Origin of the sequence: Dendronalium phyllosphericum CENA369 (assembly GCF_016056275.1) — a bacterium.
Lineage (GTDB): Bacteria > Cyanobacteriota > Cyanobacteriia > Cyanobacteriales > Nostocaceae > Dendronalium > Dendronalium phyllosphericum.
Map to the genome: position 1 here is coordinate 22937 of NZ_JAECZA010000232.1, position 23109 is coordinate 46045.

At 43.4% G+C, this 23109-nt stretch carries 33 protein-coding genes; 6 read left to right on the forward strand and 27 right to left on the reverse strand.

Translation table 11 applies throughout. The annotated features are described in order from the left end of the window. Positions 1-53 precede the first annotated feature (53 nt). The 23 genes from rpsM to rplC form a co-directional block, all read right to left on the reverse strand. Positions 54-434 carry a 30S ribosomal protein S13 gene (gene rpsM / locus I8752_RS26560; protein WP_214435223.1) on the reverse strand — a complete coding sequence of 127 codons (381 nt, stop codon included), beginning with the start codon at positions 432-434 and terminating at the stop codon, positions 54-56. Positions 435-552: 118 nt separating this feature from the next. Further along, the gene (gene rpmJ / locus I8752_RS26565) at positions 553-666 is read right to left on the reverse strand and encodes a 50S ribosomal protein L36 (protein WP_010998333.1); all 114 of its coding nucleotides are present in this window, start codon (positions 664-666) and stop codon (positions 553-555) included. A gap of 302 nt (positions 667-968) precedes the next feature. Then, positions 969-1193: a translation initiation factor IF-1 gene (gene infA / locus I8752_RS26570; protein WP_006276978.1), complete on the reverse strand. Its 225-nt coding sequence runs from the start codon at positions 1191-1193 to the stop codon at positions 969-971. 169 nt (positions 1194-1362) lie between these two features. Further along, a complete protein-coding gene (locus tag I8752_RS26575; RefSeq protein ID WP_214435224.1) occupies positions 1363-1914 on the reverse strand; it encodes an adenylate kinase in 552 nt (183 codons plus the stop codon). Next, entirely contained in the window at positions 1914-3227 is a 1314-nt protein-coding gene (gene secY, locus I8752_RS26580) for a preprotein translocase subunit SecY (protein WP_214435225.1), read from the reverse strand. Before secY ends, I8752_RS26575 begins: the two co-directional genes overlap by 1 nt. Positions 3228-3332: 105 nt before the next feature. Continuing rightward, positions 3333-3776 carry a 50S ribosomal protein L15 gene (gene rplO, locus I8752_RS26585; RefSeq protein ID WP_214435226.1) on the reverse strand — a complete coding sequence of 148 codons (444 nt, stop codon included), beginning with the start codon at positions 3774-3776 and terminating at the stop codon, positions 3333-3335. 155 nt (positions 3777-3931) lie between these two features. Beyond that, positions 3932-4459, reverse strand: a complete 528-nt coding sequence (rpsE, locus tag I8752_RS26590) for a 30S ribosomal protein S5 (protein WP_214435227.1) — start codon at positions 4457-4459, stop codon at positions 3932-3934. 80 nt (positions 4460-4539) lie between these two features. Beyond that, positions 4540-4902, reverse strand: coding sequence for a 50S ribosomal protein L18 (gene rplR, locus I8752_RS26595; protein ID WP_214435228.1), 363 nt, complete (start codon positions 4900-4902; stop codon positions 4540-4542). 2 nt (positions 4903-4904) lie between these two features. After that, positions 4905-5453, reverse strand: a complete 549-nt coding sequence (rplF, locus tag I8752_RS26600) for a 50S ribosomal protein L6 (RefSeq protein ID WP_214435229.1) — start codon at positions 5451-5453, stop codon at positions 4905-4907. 63 nt (positions 5454-5516) lie between these two features. Further along, complete coding sequence (gene rpsH / locus I8752_RS26605) at positions 5517-5918, reverse strand: 30S ribosomal protein S8 (protein WP_214435230.1); 402 nt, start codon at positions 5916-5918, stop codon at positions 5517-5519. Positions 5919-5938: 20 nt separating this feature from the next. Beyond that, positions 5939-6487 (reverse strand): 50S ribosomal protein L5, encoded by a 549-nt coding sequence (gene rplE / locus I8752_RS26610; protein WP_214435231.1) that lies wholly within the window; start codon positions 6485-6487, stop codon positions 5939-5941. Between the two features lie 95 nt (positions 6488-6582). Continuing rightward, a complete protein-coding gene (rplX, locus tag I8752_RS26615; RefSeq protein ID WP_214435232.1) occupies positions 6583-6930 on the reverse strand; it encodes a 50S ribosomal protein L24 in 348 nt (115 codons plus the stop codon). Next, positions 6930-7298, reverse strand: a complete 369-nt coding sequence (gene rplN, locus I8752_RS26620) for a 50S ribosomal protein L14 (protein WP_193896007.1) — start codon at positions 7296-7298, stop codon at positions 6930-6932. The genes rplX and rplN overlap by 1 nt, the downstream gene beginning before the upstream one ends. 41 nt (positions 7299-7339) lie before the next feature. Beyond that, positions 7340-7591 (reverse strand): 30S ribosomal protein S17, encoded by a 252-nt coding sequence (gene rpsQ, locus I8752_RS26625; RefSeq protein WP_214435233.1) that lies wholly within the window; start codon positions 7589-7591, stop codon positions 7340-7342. 6 nt (positions 7592-7597) lie between these two features. Beyond that, complete coding sequence (gene rpmC, locus I8752_RS26630; protein ID WP_214435234.1) at positions 7598-7825, reverse strand: 50S ribosomal protein L29; 228 nt, start codon at positions 7823-7825, stop codon at positions 7598-7600. 3 nt (positions 7826-7828) lie between these two features. Then, positions 7829-8254 (reverse strand): 50S ribosomal protein L16, encoded by a 426-nt coding sequence (gene rplP / locus I8752_RS26635; RefSeq protein WP_214435235.1) that lies wholly within the window; start codon positions 8252-8254, stop codon positions 7829-7831. A gap of 105 nt (positions 8255-8359) precedes the next feature. Then, on the reverse strand, positions 8360-9121 hold the full coding sequence (gene rpsC / locus I8752_RS26640; RefSeq protein ID WP_214435236.1) for a 30S ribosomal protein S3: 762 nt from the start codon (positions 9119-9121) through the stop codon (positions 8360-8362). 53 nt (positions 9122-9174) lie between these two features. Then, on the reverse strand, positions 9175-9534 hold the full coding sequence (gene rplV / locus I8752_RS26645) for a 50S ribosomal protein L22 (protein ID WP_214435237.1): 360 nt from the start codon (positions 9532-9534) through the stop codon (positions 9175-9177). Positions 9535-9611: 77 nt separating this feature from the next. Next, positions 9612-9890 carry a 30S ribosomal protein S19 gene (gene rpsS / locus I8752_RS26650; RefSeq protein ID WP_214435238.1) on the reverse strand — a complete coding sequence of 93 codons (279 nt, stop codon included), beginning with the start codon at positions 9888-9890 and terminating at the stop codon, positions 9612-9614. A 117-nt stretch (positions 9891-10007) separates the two neighbouring features. Next, positions 10008-10871 (reverse strand): 50S ribosomal protein L2, encoded by an 864-nt coding sequence (rplB, locus tag I8752_RS26655; RefSeq protein ID WP_214435239.1) that lies wholly within the window; start codon positions 10869-10871, stop codon positions 10008-10010. Between the two features lie 191 nt (positions 10872-11062). After that, positions 11063-11377, reverse strand: coding sequence for a 50S ribosomal protein L23 (locus I8752_RS26660; RefSeq protein ID WP_214435240.1), 315 nt, complete (start codon positions 11375-11377; stop codon positions 11063-11065). Next, positions 11370-12002 (reverse strand): 50S ribosomal protein L4, encoded by a 633-nt coding sequence (rplD, locus tag I8752_RS26665; RefSeq protein ID WP_214435241.1) that lies wholly within the window; start codon positions 12000-12002, stop codon positions 11370-11372. The genes I8752_RS26660 and rplD overlap by 8 nt, the downstream gene beginning before the upstream one ends. Before the next feature lie 95 nt (positions 12003-12097). After that, positions 12098-12733, reverse strand: a complete 636-nt coding sequence (rplC, locus tag I8752_RS26670; protein ID WP_214435242.1) for a 50S ribosomal protein L3 — start codon at positions 12731-12733, stop codon at positions 12098-12100. Between the two features lie 251 nt (positions 12734-12984). On the opposite strand from rplC, the gene I8752_RS26675 reads away from it, so the two are divergent. The 3 genes from I8752_RS26675 (at position 12985) to I8752_RS26685 (ending at position 14926) form a co-directional block, all read left to right on the forward strand. Then, the gene (locus I8752_RS26675) at positions 12985-13137 is read left to right on the forward strand and encodes a hypothetical protein (protein ID WP_214435243.1); all 153 of its coding nucleotides are present in this window, start codon (positions 12985-12987) and stop codon (positions 13135-13137) included. A gap of 501 nt (positions 13138-13638) precedes the next feature. After that, positions 13639-14127 carry an NAD(P)H-quinone oxidoreductase subunit N gene (ndhN, locus tag I8752_RS26680; protein WP_214435244.1) on the forward strand — a complete coding sequence of 163 codons (489 nt, stop codon included), beginning with the start codon at positions 13639-13641 and terminating at the stop codon, positions 14125-14127. 259 nt (positions 14128-14386) lie between these two features. Further along, positions 14387-14926 (forward strand): DUF3172 domain-containing protein, encoded by a 540-nt coding sequence (locus tag I8752_RS26685; RefSeq protein WP_214435245.1) that lies wholly within the window; start codon positions 14387-14389, stop codon positions 14924-14926. A gap of 40 nt (positions 14927-14966) precedes the next feature. Here the strand turns inward: I8752_RS26685 and I8752_RS26690 are convergent, their stop codons facing one another. The 4 genes from I8752_RS26690 to I8752_RS26705 all read right to left on the reverse strand — a co-directional run bounded on the left by I8752_RS26690 (position 14967) and on the right by I8752_RS26705 (position 20848). Further along, positions 14967-15830 (reverse strand): AMIN domain-containing protein, encoded by an 864-nt coding sequence (locus I8752_RS26690; protein ID WP_214435246.1) that lies wholly within the window; start codon positions 15828-15830, stop codon positions 14967-14969. Positions 15831-15989: 159 nt separating this feature from the next. After that, positions 15990-16499, reverse strand: coding sequence for a hypothetical protein (locus I8752_RS26695; protein ID WP_214435247.1), 510 nt, complete (start codon positions 16497-16499; stop codon positions 15990-15992). Positions 16500-16503: 4 nt separating this feature from the next. After that, entirely contained in the window at positions 16504-18681 is a 2178-nt protein-coding gene (locus I8752_RS26700) for a cation:proton antiporter (RefSeq protein WP_214435248.1), read from the reverse strand. Between the two features lie 877 nt (positions 18682-19558). Continuing rightward, a complete protein-coding gene (locus tag I8752_RS26705) occupies positions 19559-20848 on the reverse strand; it encodes a cation:proton antiporter (protein WP_214435249.1) in 1290 nt (429 codons plus the stop codon). 653 nt (positions 20849-21501) lie between these two features. Here I8752_RS26705 and I8752_RS26710 point away from each other — a divergent pair. The 3 genes from I8752_RS26710 (at position 21502) to I8752_RS26720 (ending at position 23054) form a co-directional block, all read left to right on the forward strand. Further along, complete coding sequence (locus tag I8752_RS26710) at positions 21502-21807, forward strand: hypothetical protein (RefSeq protein WP_214435250.1); 306 nt, start codon at positions 21502-21504, stop codon at positions 21805-21807. A 202-nt stretch (positions 21808-22009) separates the two neighbouring features. After that, positions 22010-22411 carry a fasciclin domain-containing protein gene (locus I8752_RS26715; protein WP_214435251.1) on the forward strand — a complete coding sequence of 134 codons (402 nt, stop codon included), beginning with the start codon at positions 22010-22012 and terminating at the stop codon, positions 22409-22411. A gap of 409 nt (positions 22412-22820) precedes the next feature. Beyond that, a complete protein-coding gene (locus I8752_RS26720) occupies positions 22821-23054 on the forward strand; it encodes a Nif11-like leader peptide family natural product precursor (RefSeq protein ID WP_214435252.1) in 234 nt (77 codons plus the stop codon). Positions 23055-23109 lie beyond the last annotated feature (55 nt).

Sequence of the window (23109 nt, forward strand, 5' to 3'; positions counted from 1 at the left end):
TTTGTTCGATTAATTTAAGGTAAAACTTGCTCTGATTAGCAAGGGTTGAAGAATTATTTGCCTGGAGCCTTCTTCTTACCTGCCACTGTCTGCCTTCTGCCCCGACGGGTTCTAGCATTCGTGCGGGTTCTTTGGCCCCTAACTGGTAAGCCCATGCGATGACGGCGGCCTCTATAAGCTCCAATGTCGATTAAGCGCTTGATGTTCATTGCCTCTAAGCGCCGCAGATCCCCTTCAACTTGATAGTTGCTTTCTACTTCGCCTCGCAGGGCTGCCACATCAGCATCATTTAGGTCTTTAACGCGGGTGTCTGGGTTTACGCCTGTAGCCGCTAGAATTTCCTGCGATCTGGATAACCCAATTCCGTAGATATAAGTCAGACCAATCTCAACGCGTTTATCGCGTGGAAGGTCTACTCCGGCAATACGTGCCACAATCAATCTCTCCCTATTTTTCTGGCAATTACTGTTGCAAAAACGCGAAATTATCGCGTCTATACTTATTTTTGGTGACTGTGTGCGATCGCACCTCACTCTCAGAAATCTAAGAGCGCTATCCTTGACGTTGTTTGTGCTTGGGATTCACGCAAATCACCATCACGCGCCCACGACGGCGAATTACGTTACACTTTTCACAAATTTTCTTGACTGAGGCTCTAACTTTCATGCCTTTTCTAACTGACTCCAAATAGCAAATTATAGCATTTCTATGGACATTTATTCAGTTAAATGAATGAGTAAAACCAAAAAAAATGGTTTTATGGTATCTTCTACATATACTTGTTACTTCTTACGAAACCGATAGGTAACTCTGCTTTTTGTCATGTCAGCACTGTCAAACTTCACTCTGACGCGATCGCCAAGTAAAATTTCGATCTATTGACAGTTCGCGGGGAGATAAGCCAAGACTAAATAGCCATTGTTCGGTTAAATAATTTACTTGCCTCCGATGAAGATATTAAGTTGCATTTACTTCTTACGCAAACGGTAGGTGATTCTACCTTTAGTTAAGTCGTAAGGAGTTAATTCTACCTTGACGCGATCGCCAGGTAAAATCTTGATGTAATTGCGGCGAATCTTGCCGGAGATATGTGCTAAAACGTTAAAGCCATTGTCCAAGTCAACGCGAAACATCGCATTGGGCAAAGACTCTGTAACCGTGCCTTCCATTTCAATCAAATCTTGCTTAGACAATTATTTTTTCCTCAACTCAACATTCTCCTGTTCAGCCGCAGCACATAGCTGCAAGAGAACACATTTTAAAAAATATATCAACAGTTTCTTAATATATCTTAGCTAAAATCGATCTACTTCCTGTCAGGTAGGAAGTAGTGAATCTTCACTACTCCCGAATCCTTTCTTCTCAAGCGATTACCTTGTGAAGTTCGCTAGTTACTTCTTCTTGGGGTTGGTCGCCGTTAACAGTTAGGAGCTTTTGGCGATCGCGGTAGTAATCTATTAAAGGAGCGGTTTCCGTGCGGTAAACTTCTAGACGACGACGAATCACTTCTTCGCTATCATCTTTTCGTCCCCTAGCCAGTAAACGTGCTACCACAACTTCATCTGGCGCATCCAAATTAACTACCTTTTCGCCACTTTGATGGATTTTTTCCAGCAGTTCTTCTAGAAAAACTGCTTGTGTCACTTTGCGAGGAAAACCATCCAAAATCCAACCAGATTGGGCATCTGGCTGGTTAAGACGCTCCTGAACCAAATCCTGTACGAGCTGGTCTGGAACTAACTCGCCGCTATCTACATAGTTTTGAGCTTTGATTCCCAACGGAGTTTGCTCTTTCATGGCTTGCCTTAATATTTCACCTGTGGAAATATGGGGGATATGTAGGTTTTCAGCCAAAGTTTGAGATTGAGTTCCTTTACCAGATCCAGGCGGCCCCAAGAAGATTAATCGCGTCACTATTGTTTCACCATTCCTTCATAGCGCTGAGAAATAACATAAGTTTGAACTTGTTTGGCTGTATCAATCGCCACACCGACCAAAATTAGTAAAGAGGTAGCACCCAATCCTTTAAAGGTTGGCACTCCCAAAGAACTTTCGACAGCGGTGGGGATAATAGCAACAAAGCCCAAAAAGATAGCACCTAAAAAAGTAAGTCGATTGATCACCCGTTCTATATACTCACTAGTCGCCTTACCTGGACGGATACCCGGAATACTAGAACCCATTTTCTTCAAGTTCTGCGCTACATCTACTGGATTGACAATCAATGAAGAATAGAAGTAGCTGAAGAAAACAATTGAGGTTAAGTAAACCAAGGCATAAGCCCAAGGTGCAGAACCACCAGGACTCAAGTAAGTGTTGACAATATTTGCTATTTCCGGGTTTTTGGTGAAATTGGCGATTAAAAGTGGCAAACTCAGGATGGCTGCTGCAAAAATAATCGGCATTACACCGCCGGAATTGAGCCGCAGTGGTAGATAGCTACGCTGTTCTGCTAAAACTCGCCGACCAACTTGGCGACGGGCTGAAATAATTGGGATGCGGCGAATGCCTTCTTGAACAAAGACAATACCAACAATCGTTGCCAGGAATACCAGCACCAGCACAATCACGCGACCAATTATTTCTCTGCCGCCAACTTGCACCAAATCAATGGTATCGCCTAATGATTTGGGTAATGAAGCGACAATGTTGACAAAAATCAGCAATGATGCTCCGTTACCAATACCGCGTTCTGTGATCAGTTCCGATGCCCACATGACGAACATTGAACCGGCAGTCAAGGCGATCGCAGTTTCAGCTACAAATAGCGGACCTGGAGTTAAAGCAAATTGCTGCAAGAATAAAGCTGAAAAAGCTGTACTTTGAACAATTGCCCAACCTACAGTCACATAACGTGTAATTTGGGAGATTTTCCGCCGACCTGCTTCGCCTTCGTTTTTCTGTAAATTTTCTAAAGATGGAATTGCAGCGGTTAGTAATTGGATGATAATGGACGCATTAATGAAGGGCAAAATTCCCAAAGCAAAGACTCCCAAAGTCGAAAGTCCTCGCCCAGAAAATATATCTAATAAACCAAATATGGAATTATTGCCCGAAATAGCTTCGTGAAACCGCTCTCTATTAATACCGGGTACGGGCAGAAAGATGCCCAGACGCACCAAAATTAAAATACCGACGGTGACAAGCAGCCTACCTCTGAGTCCAGCTGCTTGTGCCATCTGCATAAAAGTTTCTTGAGCCGTTGGGGCTTTATCTCGACTGATCATAGAGTGCTACCTTTGGAGTATGAAGTCTGAAGTGTGAAGTCCAAAGTTTGAAGTATAGAATGTGAAGTCTAAATTGTTCATCCTTTATCCTTCATCCTTCATTCTTTATAAAACTTCACAACTTCCACCAGCTGCCTCAATTTTGCTACGAGCTTGACCCGTAAAAGCTGCTGCTTGTACCTTAAGAGGCACATTTAATTCGCCATTACCTAAAATTTTCAATGGCCCTTTGACGGCAGTCAGAATTCCTGCTGTTTTCAAAGAGGTCAAATTTACTTCTGTATTGGCAGGAAGAGAAGCTAGCTTCTCTACATTAATCGTAGTGTAATTCTTCCGATTCACAATCGGAAAGCCCTTCAGTTTGGGTAGACGACGGTACAACGGCTGTTGACCTCCTTCAAAACCCGGTCGAGTACTGCTACCAGAACGAGATTTTTGACCTCTCATACCCAAACCAGCACTAGCACCTTGTCCGGCGGAAATCCCTCTCGCTACACGGCGGCGGCGCTTTTTTGAGCCTTTTTGGGGCTTAACATCGTTGAGTCTCATAAGCTAAAAATTGTCAGTTGTGAGTTGTGAGCTAGCGCGGTCTTGGGGGTTTCCCCCATAAGCGACTGGCGTTAGCGAAGCGTTAGCGACGTAGGAGCGTCACCCGTAAGGGTCAGTTGTCAGTGTTTTTTAACTGATGACTAATGACCAATGACTTAGATGATGTAGAGATTTTCAATAGCAATGCCGCGATCTTCAGCGACTTCAGCAAAAGTACGCAGTGTAGATAAGGCGTTAACTGCGGCTCTAGCATTATTAAGTGGATTATTGGAACCGAGTTGTTTAGCTAAGACGTTACGAACTCCGGCTAACTCCAATACAGTCCGGACAGCACCGCCAGCAATTACTCCAGTACCGGGTGCGGCAGGACGCATAATCACCTTAGCACCGCCACCAATGCCATCAATGGGATGGGGAATCGAGTTGGATTTGGTGATTGGGATGTCGATTAGATGTTTTTTGCCATCAGCTACGCCTTTTTTCACAGCACCGATGACATCTGAGGCTTTGCCTACTCCGACACCAACTTGACCGCGTTCGTTACCGACGACCACAATTGCTCGGAAGCTGAGTTTTTTACCTCCTTTAACGACCTTGCTGACTCGTCGGATCTGGATGACTCGCTCTTGCCAGTTGGTTTCTTCTTTTTTTGCGCGATTAGCTTTACGACGACCAGTTGCCATAATTAATGCTCTCTATTAGTCAGTTGTCAGTTGTCAGTTGTCAGTTGTCAGTTGCTACTGACTATTGACCACTGACCGATTTAGAAATCTAAACCAGCCTCGCGTGCGGCCTCAGCTAGCGCTTTGACACGACCATGATATAAGTTACCACCGCGATCGAATACTACTTGGGTGATGCCTTTTTCTAGCGATCGCGCGGCAAGTAATTTGCCGACTTGCGATGATGCTTCGCAGTTAGCTCCGGAAGCTAAACTAGATTTCAATTCAGGTTCTACACTTGATGCTGCCACTAAAGTATGATGCTTAGTATCATCAATTACTTGAGCGTAAATATGCTCGTTAGAGCGAAATACGGCTAAACGTGGGCGTTCTGAAGAACCGTGAACTTTGCCACGGATACGTCGATGACGACGCTGTTTTGATTCTTTACGAGTAAGTTTCATTTTTACTTCTTACCACTCTTACCAGTCTTACCAGCTTTGCGTCTTACCACTTCGCCTGCATAGCGAATACCTTTACCTTTGTAAGGCTCTGGCGGACGAACATCACGAATTTTAGCCGCTGTGTTGCCGACTATTTCTTTGTCATAGCCGCTGACAATAACGTTAGTAGTTCCTTCCACTGCAAACTGAATTCCATCTGGTGGAGCAATTTGCACCTGATGGCTATAACCCATGTTCAAAACTAGGTTACGACCTTGAACTTGTGCCCGATAGCCCACACCTTGGATTTCCAAACGGCGTTGAAAACCTTGGGAAACTCCCTCGACCATATTGGCAACTAAAGTCCGGCTTAAACCGTGCAGTTGGCGGGAGGTACGAGATTCATCCCGACGGGTTACTTGTAATGTTTCCCCTTCTTGAGAGACTGTGACATTTACTGGTAGATTGCGAGAAAGTTCCCCCTTAGGCCCTTTCACAATTACCTTTGTGCCATCAATCGTTACTTGTACTTTAGCGGGAATAGTAATTGGACGTTTACCAATACGAGACATGACTTTTATCCTTTGTCATTTGTCAGTTGTCAGTAGTCTTTACTAATGACTAATGACTAATAATTACCAAACGTAGCAAAGTACTTCACCACCCAAGTTCTGACGACGTGCTTCGCGGTCTGTCATGATGCCACTGGATGTAGAAATAATGGCAATGCCAATGCCACCTAGTACCCTTGGTAATTCTTTTCTGTTGGAATACACGCGCAAACCAGGTTTACTAATTCGCTTTAAGGTGGTAATCAGAGGCTGACGATTTTTACCCTTATATTTCAGGGAAATCACCAGATTCCGCTTTATTCCTTCTCCTGCTTCCTCAAATTCAGAAATAAAACCTTCCTCCCGCAGTACTTTGGCAATACTACGTGTCATTTTTGTGGCTGGCACTTGTGTAGTTTGATGCCTTGCCAAATTAGCATTGCGGATGCGCGTCAGCATATCTGCAATTGTGTCGTTAGCCGCCATCGTTCCCTCTTTAGATGAACTTATTGATCGCGAAAGGGCATTCCCAATTCCTTAAGTAAGGCGCGGCCCTCTTCGTCATTTTTCGCTGTGGTGATGATGGAAATATCCAGACCACGGATTTGATCGATGCTGTCGTACTCGACTTCTGGAAAAATTAGTTGTTCTCTCACACCTAGAGTATAGTTGCCGCGACCGTCAAAGCTTTTAGGGCTAACGCCGCGAAAGTCCCGGATTCTAGGCAGTGCCAAGCTAACTAGTCGGTCGAGAAAGGCATACATCCTCTCGCCTCTAAGAGTCACCATAATGCCCACAGGCATACCTTGACGAATTTTGAAGCCAGCGATCGCCTTTTTTGCCCGCGTCACTACTGGTTTTTGACCGGTAATCAGGGCAATTTCATTTAAAGACGCTTCCAGCGCCTTGGCATTTTGAGCCGCTTCCCCCAATCCTCTATTAATAGTAACTTTCACCAACTTCGGTACTTGATGAATGTTGGTATATTGAAACTGATTAGTCAGCTTGGGGACGATTGTCTCTTGGTATAAGTTTTTGAGTCTTGTAGTCGCCATAGTTTTTGTTTTGATTCTCCCTGGTCTTGGTCAGGGGACAAAGTTATCAGTTATGAGTTATAAGTCAAATTTAATACTTAACTCTTCACTGTCCGCTATTTATCGAGGATTTCGCCAGTTTTCTTGAGTTTTCTGACTTTTTTCCCTTCTGCTGTAAAGGTATAGCAAATTCGACTAGCAACGTTTTGTTTGGTGGAATAAAGCATCACATTAGAGCTATGGATAGGAGCTTCTTGAGTGACAATTCGTCCCGATTCCCCTTCTTGCTGGGGTTTAACGTGCTTGGTTTTAATGTTTACACCTTTAACAACAACTTTACTCAGTTGGGGTAGTGCTTTAATCACTTCACCAACTTTACCTTTGTCTTTGCCTGCAATTACTTGCACTGTATCGCCAGTTTTGACGTGCATTTTGTAGAATACTTTCGGCTTTTGGTTTGCCATTACAGCACCTCCGGAGCCAGAGAAACAATTTTGGTGAAGTTTTTGTCGCGCAGTTCCCGTGCAACTGGGCCGAAGACCCGCGTGCCTCTGGGGTTACCATCTTTGTTGATAATTACAGCAGCGTTATCGTCAAAGCGAATAGTCATACCGCTGTCGCGACGGATATTGTGGCGAGTGCGAACAATCACCGCTTCCACAACATCAGACTTTTTGACTGCCATGTTAGGAATGGCATCTTTGACAACGGCAATTATTTTGTCGCCGATAAAACCATAACGACTGTTGCCCGCGCCTAAAACGCGGATGCACATGAGTTTACGCGCACCGCTATTATCCGCGACATTCAGGTAAGTTTGGGGTTGAATCACAATTAATCTCCCTTGTGAAGTTGTTACTTAATTAACAACCATTAAGTTGTAGTTTTGGCGTTCAGGACTTCTGTGACTTGCCAGCGCTTGGTTTTGCTCAGGGGTCTGGTTTCCTGAATTCGCACGCGATCGCCCACTTTGCACTGATTTTCTTCATCGTGAGCTTTATAGCGCCGAGTTTGAACTACAATCTTGCCGTACTTGGGATGGGGAGCGCGGTTTTCTACGGCAACTACTACCGTTTTTTGCATTTTGTTGCTCACTACCAAGCCAACTCGTTCTTTGATTGCCATAATCTCCTACTTTTCTTCTTGAGGCGGTTGACTTGCTGCCCGTTTGCGTTCTGCCTCTACTGTCAATAATTGGGCTAGGCGATGGCGGGCGTGTCGGAACTGGTGGGGCTTTTCTAGCTGTCTTGTGGCTTTTTGCAAGCGCAACTGAAATAGTTGTCTTTTAATGGCGACAATTTCCTGAGCCAATTTGTCGTCACTTAATTCTCTAGCTTCTGAAATCTTGGGAAGAGGCATAACCTACTCCTGCTCCTGTGGCTGAGAGCGCACAATAAACTTGGTTTTGATTGGCAGCTTAAATGAAGCCAAGCGCATAGCTTCACGGGCGATTTCTTCGGAAACGCCAGCGATTTCAAACAAAATTCTTCCAGGCTTGACTACTGCTACCCAAAATTCTGGCGAACCTTTACCGGAACCCATCCGGGTTTCAGCGGGGCGCATAGTTACGGGTTTGTCAGGGAAAACCCGAATCCAGATTTGTCCGCCCCTACGAATATAACGGGTCATTGCCCGACGAGAAGCCTCAATTTGACGAGAGGTAATCCAAGCTGGTTCTTGAGCTTGGAGTGCAAAATCACCAAAGTTGAGGGTACTGCCACGGAAGGCTAGACCTTCCATCCGTCCGCGCTGTTGCTTGCGGAATTTCGTTCTTCTAGGACTTAACATGACTAGGTACTGGGGATTAGGGATTGGGGATTAGGGATTGGGGATTAGGGATTGGGGATTGGGTGCAATTTTACCCAGTACCCAGTCTCCAGTCCCCAGTCCTTATTACCCTTCATTTGAGCGATCTTCAAATTGCTGGCGACGGCGCTGTTGTTGACGGCGACGGGGTTCGCGCTCGCGTTCGCGTGCTGCTGGTGGAGGTGGAGTTTCTTCCTGTCCGGGGATAATTTCTCCCTTAAACACCCAAACTTTGATCCCCAGAATGCCGTAAACTGTCTTAGCCGTACAGTAAGAGTAGTCAATATCTGCTCTTAAGGTGTGTAGAGGTACTCTACCTTCACGCGTCCATTCTGTACGAGCAATTTCTGCACCGTTGAGCCGACCGCTGACTTGGATTTTAATACCTTGGATACCGGCGCGTTGGGCACGCTGAATTGCTTGCCTTACTACCCGTCGGAAGGAGACGCGGCGTTCCAATTGTTGAGCGATGTACTCGGCAATTAAATAAGCATCAGCGTCAACTCGTTGGACTTCAACTACGTTGATACGAATTTGGCGATTGCTGCCCAAAAGTTCTTGGAGTCCGGTACGCAATGCTTCGATGCCTTGCCCACCACGACCTACTACTACACCGGGGCGAGCCGTGCGAACTTCTAGGTCTATTTGGTCTGCTTTGCGCTCAATCCTGACTTCGGAAATTCCGGCGTTGTTTTGAGCGAGTCTGCCTAACTTTTGTTCTATGTATTTACGGAGTTTGTGGTCTTCTTGGAGAAGTTCTGGATAGCGGTCAGGAACGGCAAACCAACGAGATTGATGTTCTTGTGTAATACCCAGACGAAAACCAACTGGATGAATTTTCTGTCCCACTAAATACTTCCTCTAAAATTTCTTACTTTACCCGATTTCTCATGTCAGGATGCTTATTCAGCATCGGGATTAGCAGCAACGGCTAAAGTAATATGACATGTCGGCTTGCGAATCTGATAAGCTCTTCCCTGCGCTCTAGGTTGGAACCGTTTTAGTACTGGACCTTGATCTGCGTATGCTTGGGTAATTATCAGTTGAGTCCGGTCTAATCCAGCGTTATGCTCGGCATTGGCCGCAGCACTTCTTAGAAGTTTCAATACTGGATCGGTAGCCCTATAGGGCATAAATTCCAGGATGATTAGCGCTTCTCGGTATGACCGCCCTCGAATTTGGTCGAGTACGCGCCGCACTTTAAAGGGAGACATGCGTATAAAACGGGCGATCGCTTTTACTTCATTAGTATCAACAGCCATAATTTTCTCCAATTTTGTCAGCGGTCAGCGGTCAATTGTCAGTAGCAATAAACAACTAACAACTGACAACTGACAACTTACCTACCCGCTTTTTTGTCACTTTTACCATGACCCCTATAAGTGCGTGTCGGGGCAAACTCACCTAACTTGTGTCCTACCATCTGCTCGTTGATAAAAACTGGAACGTGTTGTCTTCCGTTATGAACGGCGATCGTATGACCTACCATCAGGGGCAAAATTGTCGATGCTCTCGACCAAGTTTTGATAACTTGTTTTTCGTTTCGATCGTTCAGCTTTTCAATCTTGCTGAGTAAATGATCGGCAACGAAAGGACCTTTTTTTAGAGAACGACCCATATTTTTTAGTGCTGAGTTCTGAGTGCTGAGTTTTGAGTTTGAAGTTTTGAGTCTTGAGTTTCAAGTGTTGAGTTTAAAAATTCCACTCAGCACTGGTTACTCGCTACTCATAACTTTTTAAGATTCACGACCACCACGACCGCGTTTAGATGATTTGCGACGACGGCGCACAATCAATTTACTGCTGGCTTTTTTGGGTTTGCGGGTCTTCGCACCCAAAGTTGGTTTACCCCAAGGTGTTACAGGCCCAGACCTACCGATAGGCGCTCTACCTTCACCACCGCCGTGGGGGTGGTCAACAGGGTTCATTACGCTACCTCTAACCTTGGGACGGCGACCCTTCCAGCGATTGCGCCCTGCTTTACCTGCACTCAGGTTTCTAGCATCGGTGTTGCCTACTTGCCCAATGGTGGCATAGCATTCTCGGCGAATCAGCCGAACTTCTCCTGAAGGCAGCTTGAGGGTCACATAATTACCTTCTTTTGCGACAACTTGCGCTGTCGCACCAGCTGAACGCACAATTTGAGCGCCTTTTCCAGGAGTCAGTTCTACGTTGTGAACGCTCGTACCTAAAGGAATATTCGAGAGTGGTAACGCATTGCCATCTTCTATAGGAGACTCAGGCCCAGCAATAATTCTTGTACCAACTTTCAATCCGTTGGGCTGAAGGATATAGCGCTTTTCGCCATCTTCGTAATGTAAAAGCGCAATCCGAGCGTTACGGTTGGGATCGTATTCAATCGCTGCAACTGTGGCAGGAATACTACGCTTATCTCTTTTAAAATCAATAATCCGATAAAGTTGTTTGTGTCCGCCACCCCGACGACGGCTGGTTATCCGCCCTTGATTGTTGCGACCTTTGGGACGATGTACGTACTTCGTTAGCGATTTTTCCGGCTCCGTTTTGGTGATTTCGGAAAAGTCGGAGATCGTAACTTGGCGAGTACTGGGGGTATAAGGGCGATAAGAACGAGTACCCATAGTTTTAAGTGCTTGCTGAGTGCTGAGTGCTGAGGAGCCACTGCGGTGAAGCAGTACGGTCTTGGGGTTTCCCCAAGTGGAGTAACTGCCGAACCCTTTAGGGTCTTGGGGTCTCCCTAAGTGGAGCAAGTGGCGTTGCTGAGTGCTGAGTGCTGAGTGTAGTAACTCTTAACTCATAACTCTCAACTTTTTTAGACTTCTGGGAATAGAACTTGTCTGATCTTTTCTTCGTCCCCAGGTGCGACGGTGACAATGGCCCGCTTGTATTGAGGCTTGAAACCGATAAACTTACCAACTCGCCGCTTTTTACGTGGTGGTAAGGCTGTATTTATTTTTACGACCTTGACTTGAAACAAGTCTTCAATTGCCGCTTTGATTTGTGGCTTAGTTGCCTTTGGAGTCACTTCAAAAGTGTATTTGTTCTGCTCCATCAGGATGGTCGCCTTCTCTGTAACAATTGGGCGACGCACTAAGTCAGGAAGGTCGCGGGGGTCGAAGTTAGGCACTGTAGACCTCCTGAATTTTTTCTAAGGCTGATGCTGTAACTATAATTTTGTCAGCGTGCAGCAAATCATAAACATTTAATTGGTTCGCTGCTATGAGTTTTAAATTTTCTACGTTGCGGGCTGACAAATGAATGTTCTCCGCAATCTCAGACAAAATTAACAGTATTTTATTTTCTGGTTCTGCGCCCCAACGAGCTAGTGCTGCGATCAATTCTTTGGTTTTTGGGCGGGTTAGCTCGTTGCTAAATTCTTCTACTACTATCAAGTCGTCGATACGGCTGACTAGTGCTGTCCGCAGTGCTAAACGTCGCTCTTTGCGGTTTAACTTTAAGTTGAATTCTCTAGGCTTTGGCCCAAAAATTACACCACCACCACGCCACAGTGGCGAACGAATAGACCCCGCACGAGCGCGACCAGTACCTTTTTGCCGCCAAGGTTTGCGACCGCCACCTCTGACTTCGGCACGAGTTTTTGTACTGGCTGTGCCTTGGCGAGCATTAGTTTGTTGTCTTACTAAAGCTCGGTGAACAATATGAGCGGCCGTTTCTTCTTTGGCAACTCGCAATTCGAGCGTCGCCTGCCCGACTTGTTCTCCTTGCCAATTTTTAACTACACTCTCTACCATCTCGTCATTTGTCCTTTGTCATTTGTCTTTTGTCATTTGTCTTTTGTCATTTGTCCTTAGCTAATGACTAATGACTCATGACTCATGACTCATGACTACTTCCCAACTCGCTTTGCAGGCAGAATATTCACTAATGCTCCTGGTTTACCAGGAATAGCTCCCTTAATGAGCAATAAGTTGCGTTCTGCATCAACTCGCACCACAATCAACTTGCGAATTGTGACGCGCTTACCACCCAAACGCCCTGCCATCCGTTTTCCTGGATAAACACGACCTGGTGTTGTACCAGCACCGATGGAACCAGGCGCTCTATGGTTTTTGGAACCATGTGACATGGGACCGCGACCAAAATTATTACGCTTTTGGTTGCCAGCAAAACCGCGACCGATACTTGTACCGACTACGTCTACAATTTGACCTGCACTAAAAATATCTGCTTTAATCTCTTGACCTAAAGCATAATCGCTAGAGCTATCTGTGTGATACTCATTTAAGTGACGTAATGCTGGGGCAGATGATTTGGCCAAGTGACCCAACAATGGTCTATTTAACGCCTTTGGCTTGACTTCACCAAAACCAACTTGAATGGCGGCGTAACCATCAGTCTGTTTCGTTTTAACTTGTGTAACAGTGCACGGACCCGCTTGAATGACAGTTACAGGAATCGCTACTCCTGCTTCATCAAATACTTGGGTCATGCCCAGCTTGGTGCCGAGAATACCTACAGACACAGTAACTGGTTCTCCTTATCTACTTGCTGACCTTGGAATCGAACTTTGTAAGACCACTGTGTAAATCACGGTTGAGGACGGACGAGCCTCCAGAAGTTGTTCCAACTTCTCCCGAACACAATTAATGCCCTCACTGTTTGGTGAATTCGGTTACTTTAACGTCACTCGATCGCCAGAACAGACACAAGCGCCTTCCCTACGGAAAGAAATAACTTCTAGAATCAAGGCAATGCTTTAGAGCTTTGCGCTTTGTGCAGCAATGCTTTCGTCCAAGCAATTGCTATGGCACTTTCTGGAGGTATCGCTTTTGGTTGGTTTCCCAACTAAAAAGCCACTGCGTTCGCCGGCTTTCCCGACGACCTTTACAAGTGGCAGGCGATCGCCTTGCTGGTAGTGGGACTTAAGCGGATTTTACCGCCCAGTATCCGTTAACTGAGACCAACATAATGTCATGAAACCAACATTATCGCTCAGTTTCTACTTTACTAAACATCTCAAACTATAGTTTGAGGTTTTGCTTAGTTTGTTCGGGTGGGCTACAGGAGCAAAAATATGGAGCTGAGGATTGGCTGGAGTTTTTTTCTAGCCGTCGGCTCCTAAGTTGACCGGAAAGCTTTTCTAGTTTACCAGTCTCCTGCTAGTTTGCACTAGTTTAGACTCTTTTAAATTGAGCCGTCAGCCTTTAGCCAACACTAGTTCAGAATCGCAGTCATTAGGTAGTCGAAAATGCACGTTTGGTCACAATCTAACAATATAAATCATTTCTTTATCTTTGTCCAGGAATTTAGAGATTGATTTTTAGGTTTGACGCGGTACAGATAAACTAAAGGATGAAGTTTATCTAACTTAATCTTTCGCTCGACGGTAAATAATAGAGATATCTAGGTGGGATAGGACAAAAATCTATGGCACTAATTACCACTGGCAATGGTTTAATTCGCGATCTGGAAAAATTTGGCTCTGTTGGTGTGTACGTTCCTTTAGAAGGAGGTTTTGAAGGTCGTTATCAACGCAGGTTGCGTGCTGCTGGCTATACTACTCTTCATATTACTGCTAGGGGATTGGGCGACGTGGCTGCCTATCTGACAGGAGTTCATGGAGTCAGACCGCCGCATCTCGGAAAAAAAAGTACTGGTAGTGGCGCAGCAGTAGGCTACGTATACTATTTGCCACCACTTGTTACTTATCAATTAGAACAATTACCACCAAAGTCAAAGGGGCTGGTTTTGTGGATAATTGAAGGCCATATTCTTTCCGATCAAGAAGTTGAGTTTTTAGCAACTTTGCCGAGTTTGGAACCACGAGTCAAGGTGGTCGTTGAAAGGGGTGGCGATCGCGCTTTTCGTTGGCAACCTCTAACCAAGACATTCTCAGCCAGTTATCAAGCTGGATAGTTGGCTAAAAATCAAGGCGATCGCAGCTTAATTAAGTCAAAGTAGCGATCGCCTTGATGGCAAACTCAAGCGATCGTTAACCTAAAAACAAGAAGCGATCGCATGACTAAATCTGAGATGATAAACTTTGCTACTTTTGTGATTTAAATAAAATATTTTTAGAAACTTGCAGGCAATTACAGTCAAGACTCGGCATACTGAAAGAGGGACAGGTTAAACCACTCCCTACTTTCTTAGGCATGAAAGCGATCCAGCAAAAATGAGACGTAAATCTACTGGTAGATCGGCTACTACTTCTAAACCTTCTGCTTTCCAATCCCCTTTGTTTAACTTCACCACCATTGCTATTTTGGCAGGAGTACTTATTCTGGGAATTGGAATAGGCATTGCTTTTAGTTCTACAACTACGTTAAGCCCATCAAATGTAGCTTCCCGTGAATTCATTGATACTAAAGCACCAAACCCGGAAATTTGCGTGCAATATGGGGCTAGCGCCATGGTAATGGATGCGAGATTGTTTGTAACTCTCAACCCTTTCAATGTCTACGTTGCTCAACCAAGTATGCGACCTGGATGTGTTCTCCGTCAAAATAACTGGGCACTTTTAGAGCAACGCAAGCTTGTAACATCTCAACAGGTCAATGAATGTAAGAATCGCCTAAATACTTTTGGCTTTACAGGTAACTTGGACAGCGAAAAACCTGATATTAGGTGTATTTACCAAAACGAAGCCGCTCAAAACTTCTTTATGTCTCAACCTGGAGCTGTTGCACCGTCTCAGGAAACAGATAGATTCTAGATGCAGAACTTGCAGGTAGTTCTCAAAATTGCATCTAAGATTAATGCTTAGGAAGAGGTTGACCAAACTCAATCACCTCAACATTTTGCTCTTTAGGAGTTGGATAGTTATTAGGAATTGTTGGGATAGGGAAATCAGGACTTGTGGTCGGAGGAGTGTTTGGAAAATTACTAGGTTGATAGGGGAAAGCAGGTGGAGGAAGAATAGAACTAGGTAGTTGAGAGGAACTGCTAGGAGCGAGGGGCGGTACAGTCACAAAGGGTTGCTGGTTAGTAGTTGCAGGTAGCGTGCTGGGCAACTGAAGGTAATTACTTGGGGCTGGATTGCTTGTTTGTGGGTAGTTCCAGCTTGGAGGTGTGTTAGTAGGTAGTTGTGGATAGTAGTTATCAGGATTTGGCTGTGGGTTGTTGGGCGAAGGCTGGGAGTTTCCCGGTTGTGTAGAGGAACGACTAGAGCTAGAAATCAAATGACGTAACACCCAGCGAGTGGAGTTTTTTCTAGACACGGGTTTTAGTTGTATCTGCTTGGGATCTATAGATGTTCCTGCTGCCAAATCCAGAACAATGCGAGTGACAGTGGCATTTAATTGAGAAACACGAATTCTTTGGATTGCTCCCGAATAATTTTTTTGAGTGGGAACATGACCTAACTTAGTATCTGGCAAATCTACAACTAGACGAGCCGGTTGGGAAAGGTAAAAATACCGAGGAACTGCACCTGCTGAGAGTATAATTTCCAGTTGCAGAGCTTCTGGAGAAAAACGCCAATCATTTAGCTTTGCTACTGGCGCAGCAATACTAATACTAGTTTCTAGGGCAATTGTTGTATAAAAACCAAACAAGCTAAAGCGCAATAACTGCTTGCTGCATTGAAAAAATTGCCTAGTTTTTAGTTTTTTGTACATTATTTGTATTCCTTATATAGCAAAATGCTGAGTAGAGACGCGATTAATCGCGTCTGTACAAGAGTTATCTCCCCCTGCTCCTCTGCTCCTCTGCTTCCCCTGCCTCTCCAGCTTCCTTTCCTATCCTCTTCTTAGCTCCTAACTCAGCACTTAGTACTTTTAGTGGCTTTTTGACTTCTGTGATTCCTCTTGGGCTTGCTGTAGCATTCCTGTAAATCCTAAGGTTTGAGAAATGCCATTGACGGTCAGTTGACCAGTCATCTTACCTCGATCTACCAGTTGCATTTTGATTGTGACTAATTTGTTACGATCGCCTGGGGTGTCAGAGATATGACAAAGAATATGGCTGTCAACTTTTCCAGATAAAGTTGAGTGTTGATTTTTGAAGATACCTGTGAGGGAATGTTGTTCCTCTGTGTCTGCGTTGGCGTTTGCTGGTAATAAAGAGACATTCAAGTAAACACCTGATTGCTGAATGTCTAAAATCGGAGAATCTGATTTTGCACAATTTGGAAAATTTTCAGCTAGCGTCAGGCGATAACGACCCTTAATTGTCGCTGGAGCTTTGAGATTGTTTTCTCCATAAGCCGTGACAGCTTTAAACAATAGTAAAACTGAACCTATTGCTACTCCGTAGAAAGCTAAGGATTTGAAGTTGAAATGATTCATTGTTTCAGTTGCTAAGTATTGATTCTGAATTGCTAACCTCAGAAACTATGGAAGCGAGGTGAGACTTAACTTGACTGTAGCGGCGGGTAATCAGCAGTGAGGAGCGGCATTGGATGGCTAGTGCATCTGTGTAGCGTCCTAAAGTTTGGCGTTCAATACCCCAAGCGCGGCTAGTACCAGCAATAGTGAGGTCAACATTTTCTGAGGCTGCAATTACAGTTTGGATTGGCTCTGAGGCTTCGACAATCTTGATTTCAATGCGATCGCGTACATTAGTTGGCAATTGCCTAATTATTTCCTGCAATTCATAACTCAATTCATCCTGGATGGGTTTTTCTGCGATCGCTTGTAAAATCTGCAAAGTGCGGGTATCACGATTAACTAGCAGTCTGAGAGCGAGTATCAGTGCCAAATCATCATGGGTATTTGCTGAGTAAGGAACTAATAAATTTTCTAATCTTTCCCCTCCCCGGTCGATGAAAACTGCTACATCTACTGGTGCTGTACTGAGAATTTGCCCGACTCGTCCGCCTAAGCGATTGTTACTAAATGCTGGGCGATGCCATCCTACAAGAATTAAATCGGGTCGATCGATTTTGGCGATCTGTGCAGTTTCTCTGGCAACATTGTTTGATATGCGAACTATGGGATGAACGTACTGTTGGGCGATTACTGGTTCTAAAGTGCTAATCAGGTCTTCTAACTGCTGGCGACGCTGGGCAATTAATCTATTAGCCTCAACTGGGGTACTCTCAAAAGCATAGTCTTCTTCTAATTCAATCAAACTCAAAGGATTGACAACGGCAGGTTGTTGGTTGTTAAAACCAATGGCTGCTGCCAACTGTAGCAAACCTTTTTGGCTGCTTGGATTAGCTACTGGCACTAAAATTCGGTAAGGGTGGTAAGATTCGTTGCCTTCACTTGTTTGCTCCTGCGTTTCTGCTTCAACTACATCTAACTTGATTAGCCTTTTCGGATATGTCCATTCCAACAGTGGCGAGGTCATAAATGTTGTTACTAATGCCATAATCACCAGCATGGTGAACATCAAAGGTGAAATGACTCCTAACTCCAGACCAATATTGAGTACAATCAGCTCGGTCAAACCGCGAGTATTCATTAACCAACCTAATGCCGAGGCTTCGCGGTTATTAATACCACTAACGCGAGCTGCTACATAAGTGCCAATATACTTGCCAGCGATCGCTACTGCTAAAACCAATGCACACAATAGCCACAAACTAGGACGGTTGAGCAAGCCAATTTGCGTTCGCAAACCACTGTAGGCAAAAAACACTGGCAGCAAAAATACCAGTACAAAATCTTCTGTTTTTTCTGCTAATTCTCTAACTAAGTCTGCATTTTTGGGCATAGCTGCGCCTAATAAAAATGCCCCAAAAATCAGATGAATACCAATAACTTCGGTAATCAGGGCGGAAGCGACCACTCCCATGTAAATTAAAGCTATTAATAATTGGCTGAGGCGTTTGGTACGCTGGTAGTGACGCTCTAAGCGTTGCAGAAACCAACGACCCACCGTCAGGATGAAAACAATGTAAACTAAGCTTTCGATAATGGTAGGAAATGCATGAGCAATACCGCCTCCTTTTGCCACTGCGATCGCTACTGCTAGCAAGCACCAAGCTGTCACATCATCCACAGCTGCACAAGTTAGCGCTAATGTCCCTAAGCGCGTGCCTTGCAAATTGTTCTCGGTAATAATCCGAGCTAGTACTGGAAATGCTGTAATTGACATCGCCGCCCCTAAAAAGAGGGCAAAGGCGGTAAACGATACACTAGCATTGGAAACCAGAGGATAAAGCAGCAGCGCTAGCAATGTTCCTAAAGAAAACGGTACTAAAATGCTGACGTGAGAAGTTAAAACTGCTACTTCTAGTTGATTGTTGAGATATTTGGGATTTAGCTCTAGTCCAATCAAAAACATGAAAAATATCAGTCCCACCTGAGACAAAACATTTAAAAAAGGAATAGTTTCTGGTGGAAATAGGGTAGCTGCTAGATGGGGAGCAACTAAACCAAATAAAGAAGGGCCGAGCATAATCCCAGCAACAATCTCACCAATGACCAACGGTTGCTTAATTGACTTGAATACTAATCCTACTAGCCGTGACAGTCCAATAACAATCAGCACTTCAACCAGAACAAGAATAACTGTTTGCATAGTTTCCTCAATAGTGACTATCTTCTTTCTCAAGGCTGAAGGATGTAGACACCCTTTGGGCAACTTCTGGAAAGGTAAGACAAAGTGGGAAATTACTTCAACTACAAAGGTATGTGAATACTACAAAATCTGATTTTTACAGCATTTGCAATTGAAACATATACCGTTGTGAAGTATCTAGTATGAAATTACTCCATCTATAAGGGATGGGATATGAATATCACAAAATCTGATTTTTTACACTACTTGCAGTCGAAGCATATATCGTGAAATTCTCGCTTTATCCTTTATCTTTACACCCCAGACTTGTTTTAGTCGTGATGTTAATTGTTGTTACAACATCTTTGCATTATTCTCAAATAAATGATTAAGAATTGAAGAGATAAGCTAACGAATATGCAAATTGTATATAACTAGGGCTAAAGCTCTGAATTAAAAGCGAATTATCTGGAAAAATAAATGACGATTAGCTCAACGCAATAATAACTGACGAATTGGCAATATCAATTTAAATAGACAAGTTCTTGAAGGTAATTATATGTAAAATTTTCACCAGATAATACTGCTTGTGCTGGGGTTTTTACTTCTGCCTTTCTACTTGATAGCTCTTAAAAATAGAATTTGTAGTAGCACTAAAACGCTACTACGATAAATCAGCAGTTGGAACCAAAGTAAATTTGTAAATACTTACTTAAGTTATAAGTAATAAATATTAGGTTATTAACTCTCCAGCTTTTGTTTAAATTTGCTTCGGGACTTCCAGAAGTTAAATTATTCAATTGTAAGAGCGAAGATAATTGTAAGATTCTTCCTCCCCTGTTCCCCCTGCTCCCTCTGCTCACCAAAGCGATGGGATATTTTTTTAGTTTGAAACCCCTTAAGTGGAGGGTTTGGCATAGGTTGTACCTTGCAATAAAAAGGCGACTATCGGTGATGCCATGAGCGTTGTAACAATTGCCATGATAACCATGATAGTGAATAAAGTTGGGGTGATTACACCTTGTTCAAGACCAATGTTCAGGATAATTAACTCCATCAAACCACGAGCATTCATGAGAGCGCCAATAGTTGCTGATTCTCGCCAATTTTCTCCTGCCAATCTTGCTGCTAACATGCAAGCAATGCCTTTACCTAGAATAGCTATTACCACAATTAAGAGCGCGATCGCCCACAAAGCAGGTGTGTTAACTAGTCCGATTTGAGTGTTAAGTCCAGAGAAGACAAAAAATATTGGCAGTAAAAATGAAGTAGTCAAATATTCAGTGCGATCGCGTACTTGCTCTGCAAATTCGCCGCGTGGCATTGCTGTACCCAAAATAAATGCCCCAAACACTGCATATATACCTGCTGCATCGGTTAACCAGGAACAGAACATCAAAACAATTAATACTAAAGTCAGAGTTTGAATACTAACGCCACCATCACGTTTTGTCATCCGAGTGAAAATGCTCAATGCCGAACGTCCCACAAAAACTGAAAGTAGCACGTAGCCAATACCACCACCAATCGCCAGAGCAGCAATACTTGCATTGGCTTTCAGACTTGCTAGCACAATAGCCAGCAAACACCATGCAGTTGCATCATCTATGGAACCTGCTGCTAATGCCAAAGTTCCAAAACGAGTTTTAGCAATACCCCGCTCGTACAGCATTCGGGCTAACATCGGAAACGCCGTAATCGACATAGAAGCACCGAGATATAAAGCTGCTGCCCAAGGAGTCACCCCTTCTTTAAAGAGTTCAGCTTTGCCATACAATAAAAAAGACGCAGCCGCACCTAAAGTAAATGGTGCAAGTATGCCCGCCCCAGAAACTAAACCTGCACTCTTGATTCGCTGCTTAATCAAATCGGTATTGAACTCTAAGCCAATCAAGAACATATAAATTACTAAGCCAATTTGGCTGACGGCAAAGAGAATTGACATTGATGGATTAGGAATCTTTGCTCCTGTGGCAAGCAAAATAGCAGCCTTGGGAAACAGCCATTGCTGTAGTTCGGGGGCGATTAAGCCAAACAATGACGGGCCTAACATCACACCAGCAATCATTTCGCAAACTACATCGGTTTGCCCAAGATAGCGTCGTCCAACAAAAGTTACCAACCGACAAGCTACTAAAATAACTGTTAACTGGAGCAACAGCTTCAGTACTAGCTCAAAATTTGACATTTGAATTCCTTTTGAAGAAATAGCAAGATTGCGAAAGGCAAATATAGCAATCTTTAAGTCCAGAGTAAACAACAGCAATTGTACAAGAGTAAAATTTCGCGTCTCTGAATTGAATAATTTCTCCCCTACTTTCAGATTTGCTCTGTGTACTAGCCAAAATAAAAAGTCAACTGGGATGCTGCAATTATCGCTACATCAGTATTATTTCTGATTCCGCAAAAACATCTGCATGAGAGATTTGTGTGATATACCTGTGGCAAAAATAACAGAGTTTAGACTATAACTGTCAACTAAAAGCTTGCTACGTAGTCAGTTCTCACAAGTCAGGAGGTAGAAGGCAGTCCCGATGAAAAAATTTTCATCACCATGCATGAAAAAGTAATATTTCCTACACCCTTTTTCAAGTCAGAAGTAAAGAATTATCTTTCATATCTCCTTGTCTTCCTTCTCATCTCTTTCATCCCCAAAAAAGTAGGTAATCAAACTTTTATAGAACGGTAGCAATTGTTGCTAATGACATTAAAGCATTCGCACTAAAATTTATGCATCAACTTTGATAAAAACTTAAGAACTTTCAACCCAAGCAAACATTTAAATCTTCACAAGTTAAAAAAATTTGATAGTAACCGTTGTTGATGTAAAGCAAAAGACAAATGACGAATTTAAAGAACTTCCAAAAACTAATAGCACTGGCAAATGAATACGGGATTAATTGCCAAGCAACGCCAGAAGAATGCCTAGTTGCATCTCTACCTGGATACGATGATTTCTTGTTAGCTTTTACTTGGTCTGGTGCAGTTGAAGGAGAGCCGCTAGAGCATGAATTAATCGCAATTAGCGTACAGGATCTCACTAAAGAAGTTACCGTTGCAGCTTGGCAGATTCCCACTTATTTATTTGGCAACGTTTTAAGGCAAGCACAGATGCTTGTAGCTGCCCATAGAGATTTTATGAGATGACAGACAAACCATAGCTAAAAACTATACCTATCCACGAAGGTAAAGATTTTTATTTATAACACTGGTAAAAAATGCTATAAGCAATACCAGTGTTTTTGCTATTTACAGTTGTTTTGATGAAGCATATGTCTAAAGACAGATACCGTTTAATGTGAAGAAAGTTTACATTTGTTACGAAATCTACAGAAATTAATCAAAACACATGGCTGACATTGTTGATACCGCTGTAAATGCTGGCTCCTTTAACACTTTAGTTGCTGCTGTCAAGGCAGCCGGGCTAGTTGATACCCTCAAAGGTGAGGGTCCATTCACTGTTTTTGCGCCTACAGATGAAGCATTTGCTAAACTTCCAGCAGGTACGGTAGATGCATTACTGAAGGACATTCCTAAGCTAAAGAAGATCCTCACTTATCACGTTGTTTCAGGTAAAGTGTTAGCTGCTGACGTAGTGAAGCTGAAATCAGCTACTACTGTTGAAGGATCGGAAGTGAAAATTGACGCTTCTAATGGTGTCAAGATAAATGATGCTTCTGTTGCAACACCAGATGTTGCTGCTGATAATGGTGTAATCCATGTCATTGATACAGTGTTAATTCCTGCTTAACTAACACTTAGAATCGTAGCTCGTCTTTAGTTTAGCTACGATTCTTCGTAAAGATTACTGTAATTTTCATCAAGCTGATTAAAATGAGCGCTTGCAAGATAATCACAAAGGTGCGCACTGTGGAATAGTCCTGAGATATTTTATTTTTCATCAACGAGAGCTTAAACGGACTATTCGCAATAGAATCAATCTATTTTAACTAAATATTGCTACTGTCTTAAAACTTAACTTTACGAAATAGTACATTATCACCCTAGAAGTTATACTTTTTTGTCGTAATCCACACATTTTTCTGGTTTGTTTTAAAATCAAAACTATATATCTAAAAATTCTTGATTGAATTTGGTGAATTCGCAGGAGTCAAATTTCTGCATTCAAACCTGATATTTGAAACGGGAGACAGACTGTCATGACACAAGAAAATGCTGCCCGACTTTTTCAAGCTGTAAAAAAAGATCAAGCACTACAGGAAAAACTCAAAGCAACAGCTAACCCAGAAGGTTTTATTAAGATTGCTCAAGAACGCGGCTATAAATTCACTATCGAAGAACTAAATAATGAGATTGACAAATTGTCTGAAGAAGATTTAGCCGCTATTGTCAATCCAGGATGGGGAACAAGACGGCACATTAATCCTAGATGATTTCTGGTTTAGGAAACCGAAAATATCTGAATAGAAATAGTCCAAGGGTCTGAAT

Bases quoted from the DNA above. Each gene is read 5' to 3' on its own strand.
- ndhN (WP_214435244.1), top strand. From the start codon at position 13,639: ATGGCACTAATTACCACTGGCAATGGTTTAATTCGCGATCTGGAAAAA.
- rpsE (WP_214435227.1), bottom strand. From the start codon at position 4,459: ATGGCAACTGGTCGTCGTAAAGCTAATCGCGCAAAAAAAGAAGAAACC.
- I8752_RS26695 (WP_214435247.1), bottom strand. From the start codon at position 16,499: ATGAATCATTTCAACTTCAAATCCTTAGCTTTCTACGGAGTAGCAATA.
- rpmJ (WP_010998333.1), bottom strand. From the start codon at position 666: ATGAAAGTTAGAGCCTCAGTCAAGAAAATTTGTGAAAAGTGTAACGTA.
- I8752_RS26685 (WP_214435245.1), top strand. From the start codon at position 14,387: ATGAGACGTAAATCTACTGGTAGATCGGCTACTACTTCTAAACCTTCT.
- rpsH (WP_214435230.1), bottom strand. From the start codon at position 5,918: ATGGCGGCTAACGACACAATTGCAGATATGCTGACGCGCATCCGCAAT.
- rplP (WP_214435235.1), bottom strand. From the start codon at position 8,254: ATGTTAAGTCCTAGAAGAACGAAATTCCGCAAGCAACAGCGCGGACGG.
- rplD (WP_214435241.1), bottom strand. From the start codon at position 12,002: ATGGTAGAGAGTGTAGTTAAAAATTGGCAAGGAGAACAAGTCGGGCAG.
- rplV (WP_214435237.1), bottom strand. From the start codon at position 9,534: ATGGCTGTTGATACTAATGAAGTAAAAGCGATCGCCCGTTTTATACGC.
- rpsS (WP_214435238.1), bottom strand. From the start codon at position 9,890: ATGGGTCGTTCTCTAAAAAAAGGTCCTTTCGTTGCCGATCATTTACTC.
- I8752_RS26710 (WP_214435250.1), top strand. From the start codon at position 21,502: ATGACGAATTTAAAGAACTTCCAAAAACTAATAGCACTGGCAAATGAA.
- secY (WP_214435225.1), bottom strand. From the start codon at position 3,227: ATGATCAGTCGAGATAAAGCCCCAACGGCTCAAGAAACTTTTATGCAG.
- I8752_RS26690 (WP_214435246.1), bottom strand. From the start codon at position 15,830: ATGTACAAAAAACTAAAAACTAGGCAATTTTTTCAATGCAGCAAGCAG.
- rplO (WP_214435226.1), bottom strand. From the start codon at position 3,776: ATGAGACTCAACGATGTTAAGCCCCAAAAAGGCTCAAAAAAGCGCCGC.
- I8752_RS26715 (WP_214435251.1), top strand. From the start codon at position 22,010: ATGGCTGACATTGTTGATACCGCTGTAAATGCTGGCTCCTTTAACACT.
- rplF (WP_214435229.1), bottom strand. From the start codon at position 5,453: ATGTCTCGTATTGGTAAACGTCCAATTACTATTCCCGCTAAAGTACAA.
- rplX (WP_214435232.1), bottom strand. From the start codon at position 6,930: ATGGCAAACCAAAAGCCGAAAGTATTCTACAAAATGCACGTCAAAACT.
- rplR (WP_214435228.1), bottom strand. From the start codon at position 4,902: ATGAAACTTACTCGTAAAGAATCAAAACAGCGTCGTCATCGACGTATC.
- rplB (WP_214435239.1), bottom strand. From the start codon at position 10,871: ATGGGTACTCGTTCTTATCGCCCTTATACCCCCAGTACTCGCCAAGTT.
- rpmC (WP_214435234.1), bottom strand. From the start codon at position 7,825: ATGCCTCTTCCCAAGATTTCAGAAGCTAGAGAATTAAGTGACGACAAA.
- rpsQ (WP_214435233.1), bottom strand. From the start codon at position 7,591: ATGGCAATCAAAGAACGAGTTGGCTTGGTAGTGAGCAACAAAATGCAA.
- rplE (WP_214435231.1), bottom strand. From the start codon at position 6,487: ATGGCGACTACAAGACTCAAAAACTTATACCAAGAGACAATCGTCCCC.
- I8752_RS26705 (WP_214435249.1), bottom strand. From the start codon at position 20,848: ATGTCAAATTTTGAGCTAGTACTGAAGCTGTTGCTCCAGTTAACAGTT.
- I8752_RS26700 (WP_214435248.1), bottom strand. From the start codon at position 18,681: ATGCAAACAGTTATTCTTGTTCTGGTTGAAGTGCTGATTGTTATTGGA.
- I8752_RS26720 (WP_214435252.1), top strand. From the start codon at position 22,821: ATGACACAAGAAAATGCTGCCCGACTTTTTCAAGCTGTAAAAAAAGAT.